This window comes from Actinophytocola xinjiangensis, assembly GCF_001921215.1.
GTDB lineage: Bacteria > Actinomycetota > Actinomycetes > Mycobacteriales > Pseudonocardiaceae > Actinophytocola > Actinophytocola xinjiangensis.
Genome location: NZ_MSIF01000006.1, coordinates 139,233 through 163,913 on the forward strand (window position 1 = coordinate 139,233; position 24,681 = coordinate 163,913).

Genomic DNA, 24,681 nt, shown 5'->3' on the forward strand with positions numbered 1-24,681 from the left:
TACCCCGGCGGTCAGGGACTGACGAACACCTTTTCCGGGAGCACGTTCTCCTGGTCGAGAAGTTCGAGAATCCTGGATGACGGAGCCACCATCGCGCAGTATCCGTCGAGCCATTCCAGCGCCCTGGCCGTGTCCTCCGGGCGCGCCGAGATCACGCAGTCACTCGGGACCCACACCTTGTAGTTGCGGAAGTAGGCGTCGGCCGCGGTCGTCTGCACGCAGATCTGCGTCTGCATTCCGGTGACGATCACCGTGTCGACCCCGATCTTCCGCAGTCGCTCGTGCAGGTCCGTCTCGTAGAAGCCGCTGTCCTTGTTCTTCTCCAGCACGATGTCGCCCTCGCCGAGGAACTCCGGCAGAATGGCGGCACCCTCGGTGCCCTTCTGCACCGGGAGGACCCCGTTGTAGCGCTCGGCGACCGGGTCGTCCGGCGGGTTGATCATCTGCAGGTGCACGACCAGGTGACCGCGGGCGCGCATCGCACCGAGAAACTCGACGTACCCGGGCGTTGCCTTCTCGACCGCGGCCTTCCGCTCCTCGTTCTTGTTGACGAGATCGCTCTGGAGGTCGTTGGTGAGAACGGCGATTGTGCTCATGCGAGCTCCTTTGTGCGTTGGGCTGGGACAGGGCGGCGGAACGGTGCCGGACGTGGTAACCGTGGCACGCAACAGCACGGGTCCGTAGTCGGGGGAATCCCCGACTCCTGGGCTCACGGGACGACCCGATGCGACAGGTCGGTCGTCAGCTCCGCGAGGATGTCCACGAAGTCGGTGGCGAGCCGCTCGATCCGTTCGCGCGAGAACAGGTCCTGCTGGTAGTTCCACAGGCACTTCGGCCGGTCCCCGCCGTACCTGAGCCGAATCCTCAGTGGACGGTAGGCGTACGGGAACATCGGGGCGTAGGTGCTGACCGACAGGTCGTCCACCGCGAACGCCGGTGTCATCTCCCGCTCGGTGGTGAACTGGATTCCGGACAACCGGGACAGCAGGCCGGGGTCCGGCAGGTGGGGTTCGAGCAGGTGTGGCGGGAGCTCGCGGTGCGCGAACCCGCTGGCCGTGACCTCCTCGACCTGACCCAGCAGGTCGGCGAAGGTGGGCTCGCCCGACAGGTCCAGCCGGATGACGACGTCGTTGGAGAAGTCGGCCACGAGGTCCTGCACCCGCGAGTCGTCGCGATAGGACACCGGTGCGCGCAGGCAGATCTCGCGGTCACCGGTCGCGCGGGCGAGCACGGCACTCAGCGCGGTCAGACCGACCAGGTAGAGCGTGACCCGGTGGTGGGCGGCCAGCCGGACGACGGCGTGGAACGTGTGCGGCGGGATCGGTGTCTCCAGCATCGCCGCGGGTGACCAGGATCCCGTGGACGGCGTCAGGTCACTCGGGATCGTCCCCGGGGTCGCCCCCGCGAGCCGGTCGACCCAGTAGCGGATCTGCTCGGCGCCACGCGGCCCCTCCAGCACCTCGCGGTGCCACCGGGCGAACTCGGCGAACCGCACCGGGAGCTCGGGCAGCATGGCCTCTCGGCCGACGTAGCACGCCCAGGTGTCGCGGGCCAGGATCTCGACGGTCTGCCCGTCGCCGATGAGGTGGTGGAGCACGACCAGCACGGCGTGGTCGTCCTCGGCGAAGCGCAGCACGACGATCCGGGCCGGGACCTCGTTCTCGAGGTCGAACCCGCGGTCGACCTCCTCCCGGACGATCTTCGGGTAGTCGTCGGGGTCCGCGCCCCGGACCGTGAACGGGATCCGCGCGTCGGGCGAGATTACCTGGACCAGCTCGCCTCCGGTCTCCTCGCGGTGGGTGCTGCGCAGCGTCTCGTGCCGCGCCGCCACCGAGGCGAACGCCCGCTCCAGACGTTCGACGTCGAGCGCGCCCCGCACCCGGACACCGCTGAGCACCAGCGGCGGAGGAGCCTCGGGTGTCAACCTCGCCCACACACCATCCTGCGCGGGTGCGGCCCGGAAACGCGTCCGACCGGACTCGCGTGGGCCTACGACCAGGGGATGTCCAGGCTCGACCGGCCCGGCACGCCTCGTGTCGAGGTTCGCGGCGACGCGTTCGGCGACGAGCTTGGCCACCGCCGCGACCGTGAAGTCGGCGTAGAGGTCGCCGGCCACCGCCACCTCGACGCCGAACGCCTCGCGCAGCCGGGTGGCCACGCGGACCGCCGCGAGCGACTGGCCACCGAGGTCGAAGAAGTTGTCGTGCACGCCGACGACGCTCACGTCCAGCAGCTCCGTCCAGATCCGCGCGATCCGCTCCTCGAACGGGGTCCGCGGTGCCACGTACGGTTCGCTGACCAGCCGATCCACCCAGCCGGCGTTCCCCAGCGTGCCGCCGGCCGGTGTCTCCTCGTCGCGCACGACGATCTCCGGGACGAGGTGCGGGGGCAGCCGCCGGCGGAGCTCCTCGTGGATCGCCGGGACGTCCACCTCCGTGCCGGGCACCGGCAGGACCGAGGCGACGAGCCGGCTGGTGCCGGCCGCCGGCGTCACGGTGCAGCCGGCCACGCCGTCCAGGGCCAGGAGTGCGAGCTCCACCTCCTCGGGGTCGACTCGGCGCCAGGCCAGGTCGAGCAGCCGGTCCACCCGCCCCACCAGTTCCAGGGATCCGTCCGCCCGGTACCGGACGCGGTCGCCGGTACGGTGGAGCCGGCTGCCCGGCCGGTCTCCGTACGGGTTGGGCACCAGCGTCGCCGCGGTGAGCCGGGGCTCGTGCCGGAGCGCCACCGCGCCGCCGGGCTCGTCCTCGTACAGCTCACCGACCACACCGCCGGGCAGTGGTCGCAGGTCGCGGTCCAGCACGTACCACCGCCGGCCGGACGAGGGACGACCGCTGGAGCGCCGCGCGGACGCCGGGTCGTGGTCGAGGTCGACCGGCCCTACGGCGACCGCCCCGGTGCCGGCGAAGCGGTGCAGGCGGACCAGCCGTCCGGGCCATGATCGCCACCAGTGGGTGTCGGCGGCGGACAGGACCGGGTCGGAGCTCAGGACGACCTCGCGCAGGTGCGTGGGGACGAGCGGGTGGCCGTCCGGGCTGTGCGACGGGGGCATGGGTCGGGCCGACAGGACGTGGGTGGCGCCGGTCTCGGCCACGTCCGCCCAGGACCAGGCGCCGTCCGCAGCCGCCAGCACGAGGGTGGCACCGGCGGCGAGCACGGCGAGGATGTCGCCGGACAGGACCTCCGGGCCGTGGACGGCGGCCAGGCATCGGTCCTTCGTTCGCAGTCGCAGTGCCTGGGCCGTCGCCGCCGCGTCGCCGGCGAGCCGGGCCCGTGTGGTGGGGACGAGCACGTGCCGTCCCGCCCCGACGGGTGTGTGGCGGAGCTGGGCGACCTCGTCGGGTGAGTGCTGGGCGACCTCGTCGGGTGGACGCGGGGCGGCCGGGTGGGTGCCGAGGATCGGGATGCCGAGGTCCGCCAGCCGTGTGTCGTCCGGTTCGCCGACGACCAGCGCGGGGTTCGCGGCGTCGACCGCCTCCCGGACGCGGGCGATGGGTTGCGCCGGATCGAGCACCAGGAACATGCCACCGGCCTCGATCACCGCGAGGAGGGTCACCACCAGCTCGGTGGCGGGTCGCAGCAGCAGAACGGCGGTGCTCCCCCGCCGCAGGCCGTGCGCCCGGAGCTGGGCCGTCCTGTCCGCGACCCGCTCGGCCAGCGAGGCGTAGTCGGTCACCTCGTCCCCGTGGACGACCGCCAGCGCGTCCGGCCGTTCCCGCGCCCAGCGCGTGTGGAACGCCGGCGTCCCAGGCTCCACGGGGTCTCCGGTGCCGGCCCGCCAGCGGGCCAGGATCTCCTGCCGCTCCGCCGCCGAGGCCAGCGGCACCCCGGACACCGGGAGACGCGGGTCCTCGGCCACCGCCTCGAGGACGAGCCGGAGGTGGTGCGCCAGGCCGGCGATGGTGTCCGCGTCGAACAGGTCGGTGCTGTACTCGATCCGGCCGGCGTAGTGGTCGGGCCCCGGCTCGAAGTCCAGGAGGAGGTCGGCCTTGGCCGTCGCGGTGTCGACCTCCATCGGTTCGACGACCAGGCCGGCCGCGCGCAGCGGTGCCCGCCCCGCGTTCTGCAGGGACAGCATCACCTGACGCCGCAACGTGTCCGTGCCGCGGTTGGCCTGCCGGCGCAGGATGTTGACCACGAGCCAGAAGGGCAGCTCCTGGTGGTCGAACGCCTCGGCGCAGGTGGTCCGGACGCGGTCGAGCAGGTCCGCGAAGGTGGGGTCGCCGCCGGTGTCCACCCGGAGGAACACCGGGTTGACGAAGTAGCCGATCAGTCCTTCCAGTTCCGGCCTGGTCCGCCCCGCGACGGGTGTCGTCACGGTGATGTCGTGCTGCCCCGTGCAGCGGGTCAGCAGCAGGTCGAGACCGGCCAGCAGGACCATGAACAGGGTGGCCCTACGCGCGCGGGCCAGCTGCTCCAACCGGTCGACGAGGTGGCTCGGCAGGGTGAAGCGGTGGGAGCCGCCGCGGCCGGTCGCGGCCTGGCGTGGTGACCGGTCGGTCGGCAGTTCCAGCGGCACGGCCCCCGCCAGCCGGTCGCTCCAGTAGCCGCTCAACGAGTGCAGAGCGGGACCCTGCAACAGGTTCCGCTGCCACGCCGCGAAGTCCGCGTACTGGATGGGCAGCTCCGGCAGGTCCGGCGCCTGGCCGGCGGACAGAGCGGCGTAGGCCGCGGTGAGCTCGAGCAGCAGGACCGTCGACGACACGGCGTCGGTGATGATGTGGTGCATCACCAGCACGGCGATGTGCTCGGTCTGGTCGAGCCGCAGCAGGCGCATCCGCAGCAGCGGGCCCCGCTCGAGGTCGAAGGGCGCGGTCGCCTCGGCGCGGACGATGTCGGAGACGGTGTCCGGAGCGACCGGTGTCACGGACAGCGTCACCGGCACGGGCGGCTGGATGACCTGGACCAGGTCATCCTCGTGGAGCTGGAAGACGCTGCGCAGCACCTCGTGCCGCTCGACCAGCAGCGCCAGCGCCCGCTCGACGAGGTCGACCCGCAACGGTCCCCGCAGCCGCACGACGACCGGGATGTTGTACGTGGGTTGGTCGGGGTGCAGCTGGTGGTGCAGCCAGATGCTGTGCTGGGCGAAGGAGCTGTCGACCACGACCGCCTGGTCTGTCATCCGGACCCCCTGGTTACCGCCGGCACGCCGAACCGGGCCGGTCCGAACGTCTCGAACCGTGCCGGCGGGACGGGCTCCACCAGCGCCCGGACCACCAGGTCGGCGGTCAGCGGGGTGAGCAGGATCCCGTTCTGGTGGTGGCCGGTGGCGACGACGACCCGCGGCTGCCCGGGGAGCGGGCCCAGGATCGGGGCGCTGTCCGGTGTCGCGGGCCGGTGCCGGACGCACACCTCGGTCAGCTCGTAGTCGGTCAGCTCAGGCACCAGCGCGGTCGCGGCGCCCAGCAGCTCCAGCACGGCACCCGCGGTCGCCAGGTGGTCGGTCCGCTCCTCCATGGTGGCGCCGACGACCACCTCCCCGTCGAGCCTGGGCACCACGTAGACCGCGCGCCCGTCGGTGTACCCGCGGACCACGTGCCGCAGGCCCGGTGCCTCCCGGCCCGGGGAACGCAGCCGTAGGACCTGCCCCTTGACCGGGCGAACCGGTAGGCCGGTCAGCGCGGCCGAGCCACAGCCGGCAGCGACCACCACCCGCGCGGCCGGCAGGTCCGCCAGGTCGGTCACCCGGGTGTGCTCGACGACCACGCCGGCGGACCGGCAGGCGGCACGCAACGCGACGACCATCCGTCGGGGGTTCACCTGCCGGTCGCCGGAGGAGTACACGCCGCCGTGCGGCCGGGGCGCCAGCGACGGCTCACGCGCACGCAGCTCGGCGGCGGTCTGCTGGCGTGCCGGCAGCCCCAGGCCGGTCTGGTGGTCGCGCAGCCGCAGCACCTCGGCCCGATCGCCGGCGGTGAGCGCCACGACCAGGGTCCCTTCGGCGCGGTAGCCGATGTCCAGCCCGGTGGCGGCCTCCAGTTCGGCGGCGAAGGCCGGCCAGGACGCGGCGGAGTCCACCAGCAGGCCGGTCAGCTCCGGTTCGCCGACGGTCTCCTCGGACACCGGCGCCAGGATGCCGGCCGCGGCGTACCAGGCCCCCGAGTCGTCCGGTTCCGGGTCGTACATCGTCACCGCCAGGCCGCGCCGGGCCGCCCGCCAGGCGACCGCCAGGCCGATCGGCCCCGCCCCGACCACCGCGAGGTCAGACACGGCCAACGGAGCCGTTCTCCCGGTACCGCGCGAACCGGGTGCCCAGCTCCCGCGCGCGATCCTCGGCTTCGGACAACGGCATGGTGGTGCAGTCGTAGCCGAGCTCGCGGCGCATCACGTCCATTGTGGACTCTTCGAACAGCACGGTCCCGTCGTCGCCGATCGCGCGGACTCCGTCCTCGACCTGGCCGCTCCGGTTGACGTCCACGGCCTCCTGCTCGGTCATGCCGGAAGGGAGCGCCAGTCGGACCGGCCCCGACCCGACCGCGACCGGGTAGCCGCCGGGCAGACCGAGCGGGCCGGGCGCGTGCACCACGGCCTCGCGCTGCTCCAGCAACGGGACCAGCACGCTCATGGCCGACGCCGCGGTCATGGCCTGGCCGGCCATACCGCCCGTACGGCGGTACTCGGTGGTGAGCGGCTTCAGCAGCCGGGACAGCCCGATGTCCGGCAGGGCGTCCCGACCCTCGGCCAGGATCGCGATCCGCAGCTGGGTCGGGCTGATGTCGGTCGTCCGCGAGAGCCGGTGGCTGACGTAGTGGTGAGTGACCAGCCGGACGTCCACGTCCGCCGGGTCGGTGCCCAGGATCGTGCCCGCCGAGTGGCGAAGCGCCGGAACGTTGTTCGCGACGTTCCCGATCCCGACGTGCGGCGCGAGCCCGGCGGTGGCCAGCACCGGGTGCACCACGTCGGGGTACGCGGCGTTCACCACGACCGCCTGGGACCCGGCCGCCCGGACGGCCCGCATCGCCTTGTGCACCGGTACCAGGTGCATGGGCAGCCAGGGACCGAAGTTCGCGGCGTAGAGCCGCTGGAACCGCTCGGCCGGCAGCGTCGTGATCACCCACCACGACTGCAGGCTGGCGGCGAGGAACACCACGTCCGGCGCGAACTCGGCGATCACCTCGGCGGTCCTGGCGACGTCGTCGAGGTCGGTCAGCGCGTAGTCGACCCGGCTTCGGCATCCCTGTTGCAGGGCGCTGAAGCGGATCAGGTTGACGTCTCGCTGCAACGCGTCCTCGGTGCGACCGACGAGACGGACCTCCCAGCGCCGGTCGCGGTGCGCGAGCTCGCCGCACACGCGCCGGCCGAGGTCGCCCGCTCCGATGATCATGATCTTCCGCATGCCCCCTCCTCTCTCGATAGGTCACTCCGAGTGGGGTGCTGCTCGCCGTCAGATCAGGCTGGGCAGCTCCGCCATGTGGGCGAAGGTCACGACGCCGTCGCTGTGCGCCGCGACCGCCCGGCCGTTCGTGAACTGCAGAACCCGCATTCCGGCGCGCACACCGGCCCGTACCCCGACCGCGCTGTCCTCGATGACCGTGCACCCCGACGGCAGCACCTGGTGGTCGGCCGCGGCGGACAGGAACAGGCCGGGATCGGGCTTCCAGACGTTCGCGTCGTAGGCCGAGGACAGGCGGTCCTCGAAGTAGTCGAGCAGCCCGCTCGCCCGGAGGCGGCGCTCGATCAGGTCACGTGGGCTGTTGGAGGCGACGCACTTGGTCACCGTGATGCGCCGCAGGGCCTCCTCGACACCGTCCACCGGGTCGATCCGCGGGCCGAGGATCCGCTCGCACTCGGTGCGCACGAACTCGACCGCGTCCGCCGGGGCGGGGCGGTCGGAGAGGGTCTCCAGCAGTTCGATGCAGGTGGCGAGCCGCTTGCCGGAGAACAGCTCCCCCGCCTCCTCGTCGCCGAGCAGCAGACCCATCCGCCGGCCCAGCCGGGCCAGCGCGACGTCCTCGGCGTACTGCGTGTCGACCAGCACGCCGTCGAGGTCGAACACCACCAGGCGTACCGGAGCTTCGTGTTCCGCGTCGCCCGACATGTCGTCTCCTCGTCCTGGTTGTGGTTCGTTCTCAATCTGCACCGTCGAGAGGTCGTTGGTACGTCGGTACTTCTCCCGACAACTCAGCGGTCGAGCGCGTTGCCGAGAATTCCGTCGGCGAGCCCGTCGCGGAGGGCTCTTGCGGGAGAGCTGGCCGGCTTTCGGTCGGCCTGGTCCCGGAAACAGGCCAGGAACTCCTTCGCGATGCCCGCCCGGGGCAGCAGGTCCAGCACGCCGGCCTTGAACCCGGCGGAGAAGTCGTCCATGTACCGGCCGGAGATGTCCATGCTGGTGGACCGCTCCAGCAGGAACCCCTCCGGATGCACGTCGACGTCGACCACGTCCCAGGTGTGGCTGAGCACGACGTCGACCAGTTGGGCACGCCTGGCTTCCGGCCAGCCCGCTCCGGCGGAGAACACGTAGGCCACGTGGCCGCTCACGTCGTCGAACCCGAGGGCGTGGCTGTCGAACTCGGTCACCAGTCCGATGTCGTGCAGCAGGGCTCCGACGTACAACAGCTCGGGGTCGTAGGGCACGCCTTCGCGTGAACCGTGGGCCGCGGCCCACAGGTAGGAACGGAGGCAGTGGTTGAGCAGCGCCACAGAGCAGTACTTCTCGGCGACCTCCCGGGCACCGGCGCAGGCCGGTGTCCGGGGAAACGCGGGCAGCTCGGGCTCCATGGAGTCTCCCTTCGTGCGGTCATTCGTTCCGGATGGACGCCACGCTGAGCTCGGCCGGCACCTCACCACCCCGGCGGGACAGCGCGGCGGCGCACAGCGCCAGCGCCCGGCGCACCAGCGGCGACCGCGGGTCGGCCGCCTCGCCGTACCGGGCACGCCGGGGCAGCCGGGCCACCCGGGCGGCGAGTGTCTCCGGCGGCTCGGTCGCCAGTACCGCGGCGGTGAAGACGTCGGCGAGCTCGTCGAGCTCGGGCCCGGCCAGTCCGCGGTAGGTGGGCTCGTTGAGCCCGATGCGGACCGCTTGGCCCGCGACCCGGGGCAGACCGCCCATGAAGTTGACCCGGAGTCCGGCCCGGAAGAGGCGGTCGCTGGCCACTCGGGGCGCGACGCCGTCCGCGTCGGTGTCCAGCCACAGCTGGTGCCCGGCGGAGTAACCGCGGTCCGCGGCCATCACGGTGAGGCCGCGCTCGGTCAGCAGCGCGCCGAACCGGCGGGTGTTGTCCACGACGGCACGCGCGTACTCGGCACCGAACCGGCGGAACTCCAGCAGCGCGATGCCGAGGCTGATCGTCGCGGCGAAGTGGTGGCTGCTGATCAGGTACTCCTGGGTCTCCTCGACCTGTTCGGCGACCCGCGGGTCACGGGTCAGGAAGACGCCCTTCTGCGGGCCGGGGAAGGTCTTGTGCGTGGAGCCGCCGAAGCTGTCCGCGCCGCAGTCGAGGGGGTTGTCGAACACGCCGCCCAGGACGAGTCCGAGCCACTGGCTGGTGTCGATGTGCACGCGGGTACCGGGCGAGGCCCGCCGCACCGTCTCGACCAGACTCGCCACATCGACGGGGAACAGGCAGTGGGACTGGTCCACGTAGACGAGCGCGGGCCGCACCGCGGCCAACCGCTCACGGGCGTGCTCGAGGTCGAGCCCGTGCGGATCGGGGCCGCCAAGCTCGTGGACCCGCAGGCCCAACCGGGTCGCGAGCCGCGCGGTCGCGTAGTGGCCGCCGACGTCCGGGGACAGCGTCATGACGTCCGAGCCGGGTGGTCCGCCGAGCGAGGCCAGCACCAGCGTCATCGTGCCCAGCCCGCTCAACGGTCGCACGGACACCCGACCGGCCCTGCCCAGCTCGGCCAGCAACGGCACGGTCAGGTCCGTCTCCAGCTCGCGCAGGTTCTGTCCGCCGCGGAAGTGCCAGCTCGCCGGGTCGCCACCCTCGTTGAAGAAGTACCGGTGGTACACGTCGAGCAGCAACGGCAGCTTGGCGATGCCCGACATCGCGGCTTCCGAGGGCACCATGCTCAGTGCCCGGTCCGCGCTCCGCTCGTGGTCCTCCAGGAGGCGCAGCACATCCGTCAGCTCGAGCACGGGTTCCTCCATCAGTCGGTCCTCGGTCCGTTCTTCTCGCTTCCCCGCTCGGCCCCGATCCGGGAGCTGGCCACGGTGACCTGGCCGAGCGAGATGCCGCCGTCGTTGCAGGGCACCAACCGGTGGCCGTACGCGGCGAGCCCGGCGCGGCGCAGCTCAACCAGGCAGTTGACGGCGAGGAACTCGTTGAGGAACACCCCACCCGAGAGCACGACCTGATCGGTGCGGTGCACCCGCGACAGTGCGGTGCACCGCCGTACCACCATGTCCACGACGGCCGTGTGGAACCGGCGGCTGATCTCGGCGAGGTCGACGCCGGCGGCCAGGTCCTCGGCGACCCGCCGGATCACCGGCCGGGGATCGACCCGCGTGCCGTCCTGGCCGGTCAGCTCACCGAAGGGGTATCCCTCGCCGAGGGTGAGGTCGCGCTCCAGCAGGCCCTCGAGCTCGATCGGGCCCTGCGCCTCGTACTCGGCGAGCGAGCAGATCCCGAGCAGTGCTGCCACGGCGTCGAACAGCCGGCCCATGCTCGACGCGAGCGGCGCGTTGATCCGCCGGTGGAACATGACGCCGAACACGTGCCGTTCCCGCCGCGCCAGCCGCCCCAGCACCGGGAAGGCCGCGGTCACCGCGTCGTCGTCGCCCAGCGCGTCCAGGGCGAAGGCGAAGCCGGACCGGACGGGTTCGCGCACCGCTCGGTCGCCACCCAGCAGCGGGGTCGGGCGCAGCCACGAGACGCGGTCGACCGCGGTGACGTCGCCGACCAGGAACTCGCCGCCCCAGACCGTCCCGTCCACGCCGTAGCCGGCGCCGTCGAACACGACGCCAAGAGTCGGACCGGACAGCCGGTTCTCGGCGATGCAGGACGCCATGTGCGCGTGGTGGTGCTGGACGGGGTACACCCGTTCCGCCGGCGTGGCGGCGGAGAACCGCGTGGTGCGGAAGTCCGGGTGCAGGTCGCAGGCGACGTAGCGGGGCCGCAACTCGTACAGCCCGGTCAGGTGGGTCGCGGTCTGTCCGTGCGAGTCGGCGGTCTGGTGGTTCTTGAGGTCGCCGATGTGCTGGCTGAGGTAGACCGCCGTGCCGTCGGCGAGCGCGATCGTCGTCTTCAGCTCCGCACCGAACGCCACGACCGGTTCCTGCTCCTCGGCGACCCGGACCGGGTACGGCGCGTATCCACGGGAGCGGCGCAGAAAGATGGTCAACGGCTCGGCGAGGTCCGGGTGCTCGGCGCAGAGCACGACGGAGTCGTCGACGCGGACCTCGATGTCCCGGTCGTGGTGCAGCACGAGGTCGGCGACCTCGAACAGGTCGGTGAGCGCCTCCAGGTCGCGGTAGACGATCGGCTGGCCGGAGATGTTGGCGCTCGTCATCACGAGGACGTCCAGCCCGGGGCGGTCCAGCAGCAGGTGGTGCAGGGGGGAACAGGGCAGCATCACGCCGAGCTTGGGGTTGCGCGGTGCGACCGTCTCTGGCAGCGCCCCGCGCCTCTTGGTCAGCAGTACGATCGGGCGGGCCGGCGAGGTGAGCAGCGTCGACTCGGCCCGGGTGGGATCGGCGACGGTGTCGACCGCGGTCAGGTCGGCGGCCATCACGGCGAAGGGCTTCCAGTCGCGCTTCTTGCGCCGGCGCAGCCGGGCGACCGCCGCCTCGGCGCGCGCGTCGACGGCCAGGTGGTACCCGCCGACGCTCTTGACCGCGACGACGCGGCCGGCCGCGAGCGCGGCCACGGCCGCCGTCACGGCCTCGTCGCCGGTGGCCCGCGGTCCCTCGGGGCCGGACAGCGTCACCTGTGGGCCGCAGTCGGGGCACGCGTTGGGCTGTGCGTGGTATCGGCGGTCCAGCGGGTCGTGGTACTCGGTGGAGCACCGCTCGCACATGGCGAACGACGCCATCGAGGTCTCGGCACGGTCGTAGGGGAGCCCGCGGATGATCGAGTACCGCGGTCCGCAGTGGGTGCAGTTGGTGAACGGGTAGCGGTGGCGGCGGTCGGTGGGGTCGAACACCTCGCGCAGGCACGCGTCACAGATGTGCGCGTCCGGGGCAACGACCGTGTCGGTCCGGCCGGCGCGTTCGCTCTGCCGGATCTCGAAGCGTGCCGGCGCCTCGTCGACGGGCTCCCGGTGCTCGACGCGGGTCTCGTCGACGCGTGCCAGTGGCGGTGCCTGCTCGCGTAGCGCGGCGAGGAAGGTGCCCAGCGCCGGCGGCGGGCCATAGGCCGCGGCCTGGACTCCCAGCGTGTCGTTGAGCACCCAGCCGGTGATGCCGTGCGTCTCGGCGAGCTGGTGCACGAACGGCCGGAAGCCGACGCCCTGCACCAGACCGTGGACGCGGATCAGCCAGCGTTCGGACCGTACGGTCATGTCGGGCCCGTCAGCACAGTCGGGGCAGTTCGGCGCCCTGGAGCTCGTCGAGGAGGTCGACGCGCCCGTCCGGCCTGGTGACACGCACCTCGCCACCCTCGCCCTCGACCATCGTCCCGACAATCACCGCCTGGCGTCCGTAGGGGTGGCCGCGCAGGACCTCCAGCACGCCGTCGGCCGCGGCCTGCTGGACGAACAGGCACAGGCAGCCCTCGTTGGCGGCGTTCATCGGGTTGATGCCGAGCATGTCGCACGCCATCCGGACCGCTCGCTCGATCGGCAGCGCCTCCTCGACCAGGTGGGGTGTCAGCCCGGTCGCCCGCGCGTACTCGTGCATGACCGCGGTGAGCCCGCCCCGGGTGACGTCGCGGATGGAGTGCACCGCCTGGCCGAACGGCGACCGCGACACGTCGGCGATCAGCCCGTTCAGCGGCGCGCAGTCACTCAGGACGTCGCGTTCGAACCCGAGCCCTTCCCGCACCGACAGCAGGTGCACGGTGTGGTTGCCGATGGGTCCGGTGAGCAGGATGCTGTCGCCGGCCCTCACGTGGGCCATGCGCAACGGCGGGCGCCGGAACACGCCGATGCCCGCCGTGTTGAGGTAGATCTGGTCGGCCTCGCCCGGCCGCACCACCTTGGTGTCGCCGGCGACGATCACCACGCCGGCCTCGCGTGCCGCCTCGCCGACCGACCGCAGGACGGTGGCGTACCTGGACAGCGGCAGTCCGGTCTCCAGGATGACGCCCAGTGTCAGGTACCGGGGCTCGGCGCCGAGTACCGCCAGGTCGTTGACCGTGCCGCAGACCGCCACCTTGCCGATGTCCCCGTTGCCGAACAACGGCGGGTCGACGACGAACGAGTCGGTCGTGATCGCCAGCTGTTCGCCGGCCGTCCGCACGATCGCGCTGTCCTCCATCTCGCCGACGTAGACGTCGCCGAGCAACTCGGCGGTGAGCTCGACCAGCTCCCGGCTCAGCCGCGCACCGGTGCCGTGGTCGAGGACGATCTCCTGGTCGGCGATGGTCGTGTTCAGCATCGGCGGTCCAGCCAGTTGCTCATCGGCGCTCCGATTCCGTGCGCGGTACGTCCCATGTGGACAGTCCCGGGCGAGACCGTGCGCTCGCCGCCCGACGAACGTCCCATCCGGCGCGCGGCTCGGGACAGTCGGGCGAAGCCCTGACAGGGCGGACCTGTCAGGTGTCGAAGGAGTCGACGACCAGCCGTCGGTGCCGGTGGACGAGCCGCTGGATGAGGACCACGACGACGAGCTGGGCGAGGCCGGACACGGCGAACGCGGTGGACACGCTGGTGTGGCCGGCCAGCACGCCACCGGCCAGGGCGCCGAGCGGGATGCCGCCCCACAGCACCACCCGGTTGGCGCCGAGCACCCGGCCGAGCAGCCCGTCCGGGATCATCGCCTGCCGCAACGACATCGACAGCACGTTCCACATCGTCACGCCCACCGCGACGCCGAAGAACCACACGCCGGCCGCCCACAGGTTCGTGACGGTGCCGAGCAGGACGAACATCACCGGGGCGATCGCGACGGCGACCATGATCGCCCGCGGCCGGCCGAGGCGGGTGGTCAACGGCCCGACCGCGGCGGACCCCGCGAGGCCGCCGACACCCATGGCGACGAACAGGACGCCGTAGAGCGACGGGGTGAGGTGCAGGGTGTCCAGGGCGTACAGCACGGTGAGCGAGGTGGCCATGGACATGAACCCCGCGATCAGTCCACTGAGGATGGTCAGACCGCGCAGCACGGGGTGGCGCCACAGCCAGCGCAGTCCCTCGCCGATGTCGGCGCGCAGGGTCGTCGGCTCGGTGCGCTCGGCCCGGAACCGGCCGGGGACGGCGAGCACGAGCATCGCGGCGACCGCGAACCCGATCGCCGTGCCGATGAACGGGGCGGCGCGGAACCAGCCGAAGAGCGCCGCGCCCACCGGTGGTCCGACGAAGCTCTGCCCGACGGTCTCCTCGACGGTCAGCCAGCTGTTGGCCCGGTCCAGGCCGCGGCGGTCGACGACCTGGGGCAGGATGGCGCGGACCGCCGAGTCGTACACCACCTGGCACAGCCCGAGCGCGAACGCGGTGACGTACAGCACCAGGATGTTCCCCACACCGGCGACGACGAGCAGGACGAGGGCACCGAGCAGGGCGGCCCGCATGATGTTCACGGTCGACATGGCCCGCCGACGGTCCAGCCGGTCCACCAGCGCCCCGCCCGGCAGGCCGAACAGCAGCCACGGCAGGAACGCGAACGCGGTGAGGCCGGAGATGAGCAGGGGGTCGTCGGTCAGCGACGCGGCGAGCAGGGGCAGCGAGATCTTGGTGATTCCATCGGCACTGGTGGCCGTGGCGGACGCTGCGAACAGTTTCCAGAACGAGCGATCGAGCGCGGGCGCGGAATTGTCGGACGCCGTGGTACGCCGAAACACAGTATTTCCACCTTCGGAAACGAAGCGTCGTTTCCGCTCAGGCGGCGGTCGGCCTCCTGCTGGTGCGGAAACGCATGACATCAACCAGGTCCATCGTTACCGCCTCCCATCAATTCCCGTGAGGACAACGCGGGAAAGCATAGCATCGCCCGCCGGGAAGGCGAGTCGAACACCCGCGATGTCGGGCGTTCCCCCGACTCTCGCGCCACGCCCCGGGCCGGCACGATCGGCCGTGGAGATCCCGTGTCCGCGAACAGGAGACCTCGATGGCAGACGACGCGCCGGACGAGGCGACGGCGTTGCGGCGCGCGGTGGACGAGCTGTCCCCCGAGCGGCGCGCCCTGCTCAGCCTGCGGCTGGCCGGTAAGCGGGCGGCGGCCCGGGACCGGATCCCGCCACGACCGCGCGAGGCCGGGGTCAACCGCTTCCCCGCGTCGCCGGGGCAGGAACGGCTCTACTACCGCCAGGAGCTGGCGCCGGACGCGGTCACCTACCTGATGCCGTTCCAGGCCCGGATCACGGGCCGGCTCCGGGTCGACGCGTTGCGTACCGCCCTGACCGACGCGGTGGACCGGCACGAGGTGCTGCGCACCGGCTTCGAGATCACGCCCGAACTGGGCCTGACCCAGGTCGTGCGCCCCGCCGCGACGGTGCGGATCGACCTGCCGGTCGAGGAGATCCACGCCGACGACGTGCCGGACCGGGTCGCCCGGCTGACGAGCCGGCCGTTCGACCTGGGCGCTCCCCCGCTGCTGCGGGCGGGGCTGTGGCGGCCGCGCGGGACCGGTGTGGCCGACGAATGGGTGTTCGCGCTGTGCGTGCACCACATCGTGGTCGACGGCTGGTCCATCGGTGTGCTGGTGAACGAGGTGATCGAGACCTATTCGGCGACCGTACGGGAGCACCCTCCCCGGCGGGCGCCGCTGCCGGTGCAGTACGGGGACTTCGCGCACTGGCAACGCGACAGGCTCACCGGTACGGCCGCCACCGAGCACCTCGCCCACTGGCGTGCCACGCTCGCCGGTGCCCGGCCGCTGACGTTGCCGACCGACCGACCGCGCCGGTCCGAGCGGACCTGCGGGTACGACTCGGTCGCGCTGCCGCTGTCGCCGGGGACGGTCACCCAGCTCGACACCCTGGCCCGCTCGGCCGAGGCGACCCCCTTCATGGTGCTGCTCGCGGCGTTCGCCGTGGTGCTGCGGCGCTGGTCGGGTCAGGACGACGTGCTGCTCGGCACCCCGGTCGCCGGGCGTGACCGGCCGGAGCTGGAGGAGCTGGTCGGGTTCTTCGTCAACACCGTCCCGCTGCGGCTGCGGACCGCCGGGGCGACGACGTTCCGCGAACTGATCGGGCTCGCCCGCGCCACCTGCCTGGACGCCTACGAACATCAGGAGGTGCCGTTCGAGCGGGTCATGCGGGAGGTCGGCGTCGAGCGCCGGGGTGGGACCGCCGGCCTGCTGACGGTGATGCTCGCTCTGGGCAACGTCCCGGCCGGTCGGGTGCGGCTGCCGGAGCTGGACGTCGAGGTCCGGGACCTGCCCACCGCGGGCACCGACTTCGACCTGACCGTCGAGCTCACGCCGGTGCCGGAGGGCGGTCTGTCCGGCTGGCTGGTCTACTCCCGTGACCTGTTCGACCGGGACACCGCCGAGCGGATCGCGGTGGCGCTGCACGAGGTGTTGGCCGCCGCGCTCGCCGACCCCGACACCGCCCCGCACGACCTGCCCGTCATGCCGGCAACCGACCGGGACACGGTGGTGCGCGGGTTCGGCGTGGCCTCCGAACCCGGTTGCCCGGTCCGGCCGCCGCTGGACTGGTTCACCGACCACGTGCGCGCCACGCCCCACGCCACCGCGGTCGTCGCCGGGTCGGACACCGTGAGCTTCGCCGAGCTGTCCGACCGGACCGACCGGCTCGCCCGGCGGCTGCGCCGGCTCGGTGCCGGGCCGGAGGACCGGGTGGCCGTGTGCCTGCCACGCGGTCTGGACCTGGTGGTGAGCCTGCTCGCGGTGCTGCGGGTCGGGGCGGTGTTCGTCCCGCTGGAGGTTGAGCATCCCGACGAGCGCCTCAGGTGGCTGGTCACCGACGCCGCACCGAAGCTGGTCCTGGCCGACCCAACGACCGCCGGCCGGCTCTCCGTGCCCGACTCGGTCCTGGTCCCGGTCATGCCCGACGAGCGTGACGGGGAGCACGGCCGGAACGACCTCGACGAGCCGCCGGCGCACCCGGACAACGCCGCCTACGTGCTCTACACGTCGGGATCGACCGGCCGGCCGAAGGGCGTCGTGATCACCCGTCAGGCGCTGGCCAACCGGGTTCGCGGGATGTGCACGGTGTTCCGGATCGACCGGCGGGACGTCGTCCTGCACAAGACCCCGATGAGTTCGGACACCGCCATGTGGGAGCTGCTGGTGTCGCTGTTCAGCGGTGGCCTGCTGGTGCTGGCCGACCCCGGCCGGCAGTCCGACCCCGGCCACGTCTTCGACCTGATGACCCGCCACCGCGTGACGACCTGCTTCTTCGTGCCGTCTGCTCTGCGCCCGATGCTGGCGGCACCCGGGTTCGCTGAGGCGGCCCGCACCCTGCGGCTGATGGTCTGTGGTGGTGAGGAGCTGCCGGCAGCGCTGGGCGAGCAGCTGATCGAGGCGGCTCCACACGTCGGCCTGTACAACTCCTACGGGCCGACCGAGGCCACGATCAACGTCGCCGAGTACGAGGTCCGCTCCCCCGTGCCGGACCCGGTTCCCATCGGCGGCCCGGTTCCCGGCGCCGACCTGTACGTGCTCGACGAGCTGCTGCGGCCGCAGCAAATCGGCGTACCGGGCGACCTGTACGCCGGCGGGGTCCAGGTCGCCCGCTGCTACCTCGACCGTCCCGGCCTGACCGCGCAAAGTTGTGTGCCGCACCCGTTCGCTCGTGGGGAGCGGCTGTACCGCACAGGTGACCGGGCCCGCTGGCGGGGTGACGGGGTGCTGGAGTTCCTCGGGCGGGCCGACCAACAGATCAAGATCCGGGGTTTCCGCGTCGAGCCGGGCGAGGTGGAGTCGGCGCTGCGGAGTCATCCGGAGGTCGCCGAAGCGGTGGTGGTGGCCAGGCCGCTGGCCCGGGACGATCTCGGACTGGTCGCCTATGTCACCGCGCGGGTGCCCGGGCCGCTGGGCGTCGACAGCCTGCGTGGCCACCTGACCCGGCTGCTGCCGGGGCCGATGGTGCCGGCCAGGTTCGTGCTGCTCGACGCGTTCCCCCTGACCGCGTACGGCAAGGTCGACCGGTCGAACCTGCCCGACGACCCGGGGCTCACGCCGTCCGGCGCGACCCACGTGCCCCCGTCCGACGACCTGGAGTCGGTGCTCGCGGGGATCTGGGCGGGGGTTCTCGACATCGCCGAGATCGGCGTCCGCGACGACTTCTTCGCCCTCGGCGGTCATTCCCTGCTCGCCACCGTGGTGGTGTCCCAGGTGCGGGAGCTGTTCCGGATGGACCTGCCGCTGCACTTCTTCGTCGAGGCCCCGACCGTGGCCGACCTCGCCGGCCTGGTCAGGGCCCAGGGGCGCCGCGACGGGGTGGACGTCGACCGGGTCGCCGAGCTGGTGCTCCGGGTGCGGCGGATGTCGCCCGCCGAGGCGGCGGAGCTGCTCGGCGACTGACGCCGGGCCCGGGTCAGCTCGGTGGCGGCAGGCGTTTGCGGTCCACCTTTCCGTTGGGGGTCAAGGGGATTCGCTCCAGGGGGACGATCACCGCCGGCACCATGTAGGCCGGCAGCCGGGTGGCGAGCCGACGGCGCACGCCGACGGAGTCGAGGTCGGCGCCGGGTTCGGGGACCAGGTAGGCGACCAGGACCGGGGTGCCGCTGCCCCGGTGTGCGGCCGCCACGGCCGCGGCGACCTCGGGGAGCTCGCGCAGTGCCACCTCCACCTCGCCGAGCTCGATCCGGGCGCCGCCGATCTTGACCTGGAGGTCGGCGCGTCCGAGCAGCTCCAGGGTGCCGTCGGGTCCGTAGCGGGCCAGGTCGCCGGTGGCGTACCGGCGGCCGCCCGGGATCGTGGCGTGGGGGTCGGGACCGAAGCGTGCGGCGGTCTGGGCAGCGTCACCGGCGTATCCCCAGGCCAGTCCGAGCCCACCGAGGTACAGGTCGCCAGGGACGCCGACCGGTGCGAGGTGACCGTCGACGTCCAGGACGTAGGCGCGTTGGTTGGCCATGGGCCGCCCGTAGGGAACGCTCGCCCACCGCGGGTCGACCTCGCCGATCGGGTAGATCGTGGAGTCCATGGACACCTCGGTGGCCCCGCCGAGGCTGATCACCTCGGCGTCCGGGGACAGCGCCCGGAGGCGCTCGGCCAGGTCCACGGGAATCCAGTCGCCGCCGAGCAGGACCAGTCGCAGGTCGGGCAGCGCGGACACACCGAGCTCGGTGGCCGCGAACAGGAGCATGTCCAGCAGCGCGGGAACCGAGTGCCACACGGTGACCCGGTGGGTGGTCATCAGGTCCAGCCAGTGCGCGGGGTCGCGCTCCAGGGCGGGGTCGGGCAGCACCAGGCACGCGCCGGAGACGAGCGGCCCGAACACGTCGTAGGCGGTCATGTCGAAGCCGAGGGAGGACACCGAGAGGACGGCGTCGCCGGCGCCGACCAGGAACCGCCGGTTGAAGTCGGTGAAGTTGTTGACTCGGCCGCGGTGGTCGAGCAGCACCCCCTTGGGTCTGCCGGTGGAGCCGGAGGTGTAGATCACGTAGCAGAGGTCGGCGGCGTCGGTGGCCGGCGGTTCGAGGCCGGTCGGGTCCGGGCCGTCGTCGTCGACCGGGACCAGGACGGGTCCGTCGGTGGGGAGCCGGCCGGCCGCACCGGGTGTCGCGAGCACGACCGTGGCCCCGGCGTCGTCCATCATCAGGCGTAGGCGCTCGTCGGGGTGGGTCGGGTCGAGCGGCAGGTACGCGGCGCCGGCGCGCAGCACCGCCAGCAGGGCGACGGCCAGTTCCGGGGTGCGTTCGGTGGCCACCGCGACCACGCCGCCCCGGCGGACCCCGGCGGCCAGCAACCGGGCCGCCAGCCGGTCCGCCCACCGGTCGAGGACCGCGTAGGTGACCTCGTCGTGCGCGGTGCGCAGGGCGGGCGCGTCCGGGGCCGCCGCCACCCGCTCGGCGACCAGGCGCGGCAGGGTCGCCTCGGCGGGGAAGTCGACCGCGGTGGCGTTCCACGTCCGCGCGGCGCGTTCCTGCTCGGCCTCGGTGAGCATGGGCAGGGCGCCGATGGTCGACCCTGGCGCGGCGGCCATGGCCTCCAGCACCCGTTCCAGGTGACCGAACAGCCGGACGATCCGCTCCCGGTCGACGATCTCGGCGTCGTAGTCGCAGTGGACGCGCAGCCCCTCGGGCAGGTCGACGACCGACAGGACGAGGTCGAGGCCGCCATCGCCCGGCCCGGCCGGCGTCCCGAGTTCGAGTCGCTGGACGGTCAGTCCGGGCGGCGCGGACGGTTGTTCGGGCCGGCGGTAGGCGAACCCGACCTGGTGGGGAACCCCGCCGATGGTGTCGGCGGGGGCGTGCCAGCGGGCGGCGGCGCGGACGGCGTGCGTGTGCCGGAGCAGTTCGGTCACCTGCCGCCCGCCGTCGACCGGCAGCCGTACCGGCACCGGCCCGGGTCCGGTGCCGACCCGGTCGGCCCGCTCGCGCACGTCCACGGTGGTGCCGACCACGAGGTCGGACTTCCCGGTGTAGCGCCGGAGCACGATCCCGAACGCGGCGAGCAGGACGGTCGCGGTGTCCACTTCGGACACTTCGGCCACCTCTCGGGCGGGCTCGGCCGGTAGCCGGTGCTCCGCGGCGGCGCGGCGGCGGCTGGAGAAGGCCGGCCGCGGGTGGTCGGTCGGCAGGTCGAGTGCCGGGTCGGCACCGTCGAGGACCTCGTCCCAGTACGCACGGCGTCGCGCCGACGACGGCCCGCCGTCCGCGGTGGCCGCCGTGGTCGACATGGATCCGTTGTACGCGGCGGAGAACTCCGAGCACAGGACGTCCATGGACGCGTGGTCGGCCACGATCGGGTGGGCGACCAACACCAGCAGGTGCTCGGCCGGCCCGGTCTCGAACAGCGCCACGCGGACCGCTGCCTCGGTCAGGTCGAAACCCGCGCCGACGTACGCCTCCGCGGCGCAGGCGGGCGACTCCACCTCGAGCGACCCCATCGGCCGGAGGTCGACGCCGGGATGCCCGTCGGTGATGGGGAACCGGCCGCGCAGGATCTCGTGCCGGTCGAGCAGCGCCAGCACCGCACCCTCGACCCTGTCCCGGTCGAGCGGTCCGCTCAGGCGCAGGACCAGTGACACGTTGCCGGTCGCCTCGCCGGGATCCTGTCGCCACCGGTGGAACAGCCGCCGCTGCGCGGCGGACGGCCCGCTCACGCGGGGGCGCCGGTGTCTGCCGGCACCCGGCGGGTGTACCGGGGCAGCGGGAACTCGATCGCCAGCTTGCGTACCTCGGTACGCACGGCGTCGGCGGCGAACTCGTCCAGGTCGAACTCCCGGTCAGAGACGGGCCGCACCGCCCGCAGGACGCGATGGATCAGCTCCGCGCACCGGCGCATCTCCCGCGCGCCCAGGCCGCGCTGCGCGACCGAGTTCGTGCCGATCCGGATACCGCTGCAGGTCGCGGCGGCCCGTCGGTCACCGGGCACCCGGTTCTTGTTCACGATGATCCCGGTCCGCTCCAACGCCTGCTCGGCCACCAGACCGCTGATCCCGGTGGCCGACAGGTCGACGAGCACGATGTGGTTGTCGGTGCCGCCGGAGACGACCTCGTAGCCGAGCGAGACCAGCCCGGCGGCCAGCGCCGCCGCGTCGTCGACCACCTGCCGCATCGCCGCGCGGTACCGGTCGGTCCCGAGCAGCGCGAGCGCCCTGGCCTTCGCGGCGATGACCGGCATGATCGGCGCGCCCTGGAAGTAGGGGAACACGGTTCTCGCGAGCTGTCTGGCGATGGTACGGCCGGTGTCGAGGCAGGGCAGCTCGAAGTCCCGGCCGCTCATGATCAGGCCGCCGCGCGGGCCGGCGAGCTGTTTGTGGGTGCAGGTCGTCGTGACGTGGGCGTGGTCGATGGGGCTCGGGTGCAGGCCGGCGGCGACCAGTCCGGCGATGTGCGAGATGTCGGCCATCAGCAGGGCGCCGACCTCGTCGGCGATCTCACGGAACCGCCGCCAGTCGACCTGGCGGGGGTAGGAGGTGGCACCGCAGATGATCAGCTTGGGCAGGTGGAGCCTGGCCAGGGCCGCGGCCTCCGCGTAGTCGATCCGCCCGGTCTGGTCCAGGCCGTAGCCCACCGCGGTGAAGTAGCTGCCCGAGTACGCGGCCGAGAAGCCGTGGGTGAGGTGACCACCCTGGTCGAGCCGCATGCCCATGATCACGTCTCCCGGCCGGAGCAGGCTGGACAGCACGGCGTAGTTGGCGGTGGTCGCCGAGTGCGGCTGGACGTTGACGTACCGGGCACCGAACGCCTTCCGTGCCCGGTCGACCGCCAGCCGTTCGATGACGTCGATCTGCTCGCACCCGGCGTGGTAACGGGCGCCGGGATAGCCCTCGGCGGTCACGTTCATCGCCGAGGACGCCAGGCAGGCCAGCACCGACGGGTCGGTGATGCTCGACGAGGCGACGAGCATCAGGCCGGTCTCCTGGCGCCGGTGCTCGGCGTGCAGCGCGTCGTGCAGCTCGGGGTCCTCACCGGCGAGGAGGTCGACACCGAGCAGCGCGGACGAGCCGAGTGAGGTGTCGTCGCCGTTCATCGCGCACTCCGCTCCAGGTGCAGGTCGGACATGGCGACGAGGATCCGGCGTTCCCCCTCGAAGGGCTCCCGCGCGTGGCTGGCCAGCCAGTTGTCCACCAGGAGCACGTCACCGCGCTGCCAGGGGAACGACACGGCGGCGTCGCGGTACAGCTGCCGGACGAGCCCGGCGACCTCGTCCTCGATCGGTGTCCCGTCCCCGTAGTAGGCGTTGCGCGGCAACCCGTCGAGGCCGAACTCCTCGACGAGCACCGCCGAGACCTCCGCCGGCAGGTTGGACACGTGGAAGATGTGGGCGTGGTTGAACCAGACGGTCTCCCCGGTGGCGGGATGGCGGGACACGGCCTGGCGGACCGACGTCGTGCGCAGGGCGTCGTCGCCGATCCACTCGAAGTCCATCTGGGACTCCCGGCAGTAGCCGGCCACCTCGTCCCGGTCGGTGGTCTGGAACACCTCCTGCCACGGCAGGTCGATGTCGGGTCCGTAGTTGCGGACGTAGCGCACGCCGTGCCGGAGGAACCGCTCCCGCACCTCGGCCGGGATGCGCGGGTACACCGTCCGCTCGCTGGCGACCGGCGTCGCACCTCCTCGCGTGGGGGGGACGTCACAGTAGAAGTACAGCCGGCTCGGCCAGTTGTGCGCGTAGCTCATCTCGTGGTGGAACGGGATCCACTGGTCGGCGGCGAACTCGGTCGAGGTGAACACCTTGTCGGCGACCTCGGTTCGCGGTGCCGCGCGTTCGAGGTAGTCCAGCAGCCGGGGCGAGAACGCCCGCGCCGCCTGGCCGAAACCGTCCGGGCCGGCGACCGTGAAGCCACGGAACAGGACCGAGCCGTGCCGGTGGAGCTGGTCGAGGACCCACTCCCGGTTGCCCTCGATCCATTCGGCGAGCGGCGGGCCAGGCGGGTCGGACTCGACCCTCAGCAGGAAGGGCTCGTCATGCAGTGGGTGGACGCGGATCTGCTCTGTGACGGGCATCTGGTCCCCTCGGTCACCTACGGAGGTCACGGATCGGGTCGCACATCGCGGCGAGGATTCGGCGCGGGCCCTCGAACGGCTCGCGCGCGTGCGCGGTGATCATGTTCTCGACCACGAGCACGTCGCCTGTCTGCCAGGTGAACGCGACGGTCTCCCGGTCGAGCGCGGCTCGGAGCTCGGCCAGCGTCGCCGGCTCGATGGGCGTGCCGTCCCCGTAGTAGGTCTGGTACGGGAAGTCGTCCTCGGACAGCAGTTCGGTCAGCCCGGCGCTCACCTCCTCCGGCAGCGAGGTGACGTGGAAGAACACGGCATGGTTGAACCAGGTCCGGTCGCCGGTCGCCGGGTGGGTGTGGATCGCGGGGCGCTGCTGGTAGGTGCGCAGGTGGTCCTCGCCGACCCAATCGGCGACGATGCCGGCCCGCTCGCAGTAGGCGTCCACTTCGGACCTGCTGTCGGTCTGGAACGCCTCCTGCCACGGGAGGCTGATCCCACGCAGGTAGTTGCGCACGTACCGGACGCCGAGCCGCTCGAACCGCTCCACCGTCGCCGGGTCGAGCGCGGCGAGGACCCGCCGTGAGTCGGCGAGCGGTGTGCGGCCGCCCACGGCGGCGGGGCGCTCGCAGCAGAACACGATCCGCACGGGCCAGTTGTCCGTGTAGGACTGTTCGTTGTGTAGCAGGATGTGTTGGTCGGCCGGGTACTCGGTGGAGGTGTAGACGCCGGTCGACACCTCGGTCCGCGGCGAGGAACGCTCGCCGTAGTTCAGCACCGCGGGTGACAGGGCGTCCATCACTGCCCGGAACGCGGTGGCCCCGGGCACGGCGAACCCGCGCAGCAGCACGGCACCGGCGGTGTGGGCGAGCCGGTCGAGCGTGCCGGTGTTGGCGGTGATCCAGGCGGCGAGGTCGAGGTCGGGCCGCTCGGCGCGCACCAACGCGGGCAGTGAGCGCCCCTCCCAGCTCTGGGACACGGCGACCGGCATCGCGCCGGTGCGCGGTACATGCGTCATCACGAACTCCCGGTATCGGTGGACTTCGATCCTGTTCGGCCCGCCGGGCG

General features: G+C 72.4%; 15 protein-coding genes. 1 reads left to right on the forward strand and 14 read right to left on the reverse strand.

What is annotated here, in order from left to right:
• Positions 1 to 11 precede the first annotated feature (11 nt).
• The 10 genes from BLA60_RS15225 to BLA60_RS15270 all read right to left on the reverse strand — a co-directional run bounded on the left by BLA60_RS15225 (position 12) and on the right by BLA60_RS15270 (position 14,879).
• Positions 12 to 596 (reverse strand): cysteine hydrolase family protein, encoded by a 585-nt coding sequence (locus BLA60_RS15225; protein WP_075133521.1) that lies wholly within the window; start codon positions 594 to 596, stop codon positions 12 to 14.
• 113 nt (positions 597 to 709) lie between these two features.
• A complete protein-coding gene (locus BLA60_RS15230; RefSeq protein ID WP_075133522.1) occupies positions 710 to 5,122 on the reverse strand; it encodes a condensation domain-containing protein in 4,413 nt (1,470 codons plus the stop codon).
• Positions 5,119 to 6,210 (reverse strand): glycine oxidase ThiO, encoded by a 1,092-nt coding sequence (gene thiO / locus BLA60_RS15235; RefSeq protein ID WP_075133523.1) that lies wholly within the window; start codon positions 6,208 to 6,210, stop codon positions 5,119 to 5,121. Before thiO ends, BLA60_RS15230 begins: the two co-directional genes overlap by 4 nt.
• Positions 6,203 to 7,336, reverse strand: a complete 1,134-nt coding sequence (locus tag BLA60_RS15240) for a Rossmann-fold NAD(P)-binding domain-containing protein (protein WP_075133524.1) — start codon at positions 7,334 to 7,336, stop codon at positions 6,203 to 6,205. Before BLA60_RS15240 ends, thiO begins: the two co-directional genes overlap by 8 nt.
• Positions 7,337 to 7,384: 48 nt before the next feature.
• Positions 7,385 to 8,038 carry an HAD family hydrolase gene (locus BLA60_RS15245; protein WP_075133525.1) on the reverse strand — a complete coding sequence of 218 codons (654 nt, stop codon included), beginning with the start codon at positions 8,036 to 8,038 and terminating at the stop codon, positions 7,385 to 7,387.
• A gap of 83 nt (positions 8,039 to 8,121) precedes the next feature.
• The gene (locus tag BLA60_RS15250; RefSeq protein WP_075133526.1) at positions 8,122 to 8,718 is read right to left on the reverse strand and encodes an HD domain-containing protein; all 597 of its coding nucleotides are present in this window, start codon (positions 8,716 to 8,718) and stop codon (positions 8,122 to 8,124) included.
• A 19-nt stretch (positions 8,719 to 8,737) separates the two neighbouring features.
• A complete protein-coding gene (locus tag BLA60_RS15255; protein ID WP_211288736.1) occupies positions 8,738 to 10,078 on the reverse strand; it encodes a PLP-dependent aminotransferase family protein in 1,341 nt (446 codons plus the stop codon).
• 11 nt (positions 10,079 to 10,089) lie between these two features.
• Positions 10,090 to 12,441, reverse strand: coding sequence for a carbamoyltransferase HypF (gene hypF / locus BLA60_RS15260; RefSeq protein ID WP_075133528.1), 2,352 nt, complete (start codon positions 12,439 to 12,441; stop codon positions 10,090 to 10,092).
• 10 nt (positions 12,442 to 12,451) lie between these two features.
• Complete coding sequence (gene hypE / locus BLA60_RS15265) at positions 12,452 to 13,477, reverse strand: hydrogenase expression/formation protein HypE (RefSeq protein ID WP_075133529.1); 1,026 nt, start codon at positions 13,475 to 13,477, stop codon at positions 12,452 to 12,454.
• Between the two features lie 157 nt (positions 13,478 to 13,634).
• The gene (locus BLA60_RS15270) at positions 13,635 to 14,879 is read right to left on the reverse strand and encodes an MFS transporter (RefSeq protein ID WP_075133530.1); all 1,245 of its coding nucleotides are present in this window, start codon (positions 14,877 to 14,879) and stop codon (positions 13,635 to 13,637) included.
• A 266-nt stretch (positions 14,880 to 15,145) separates the two neighbouring features.
• Between BLA60_RS15270 and BLA60_RS15275 the strand changes: the two genes are divergently transcribed.
• Positions 15,146 to 18,526, forward strand: a complete 3,381-nt coding sequence (locus tag BLA60_RS15275) for a non-ribosomal peptide synthetase (protein ID WP_075133531.1) — start codon at positions 15,146 to 15,148, stop codon at positions 18,524 to 18,526.
• Positions 18,527 to 18,539: 13 nt separating this feature from the next.
• Here the strand turns inward: BLA60_RS15275 and BLA60_RS15280 are convergent, their stop codons facing one another.
• Genes BLA60_RS15280 through BLA60_RS15295 form a run of 4 tightly spaced genes read right to left on the reverse strand, consistent with a single transcriptional unit; the run spans position 18,540 to position 24,631 of the window.
• On the reverse strand, positions 18,540 to 21,272 hold the full coding sequence (locus BLA60_RS15280; protein ID WP_075133532.1) for a non-ribosomal peptide synthetase: 2,733 nt from the start codon (positions 21,270 to 21,272) through the stop codon (positions 18,540 to 18,542).
• Positions 21,269 to 22,645: a serine hydroxymethyltransferase gene (locus tag BLA60_RS15285; protein WP_075133533.1), complete on the reverse strand. Its 1,377-nt coding sequence runs from the start codon at positions 22,643 to 22,645 to the stop codon at positions 21,269 to 21,271. Before BLA60_RS15285 ends, BLA60_RS15280 begins: the two co-directional genes overlap by 4 nt.
• On the reverse strand, positions 22,642 to 23,622 hold the full coding sequence (locus BLA60_RS15290) for a TauD/TfdA family dioxygenase (RefSeq protein ID WP_084734962.1): 981 nt from the start codon (positions 23,620 to 23,622) through the stop codon (positions 22,642 to 22,644). The genes BLA60_RS15285 and BLA60_RS15290 overlap by 4 nt, the downstream gene beginning before the upstream one ends.
• A 13-nt stretch (positions 23,623 to 23,635) precedes the next feature.
• The gene (locus BLA60_RS15295) at positions 23,636 to 24,631 is read right to left on the reverse strand and encodes a TauD/TfdA family dioxygenase (RefSeq protein WP_075133535.1); all 996 of its coding nucleotides are present in this window, start codon (positions 24,629 to 24,631) and stop codon (positions 23,636 to 23,638) included.
• Positions 24,632 to 24,681 lie beyond the last annotated feature (50 nt).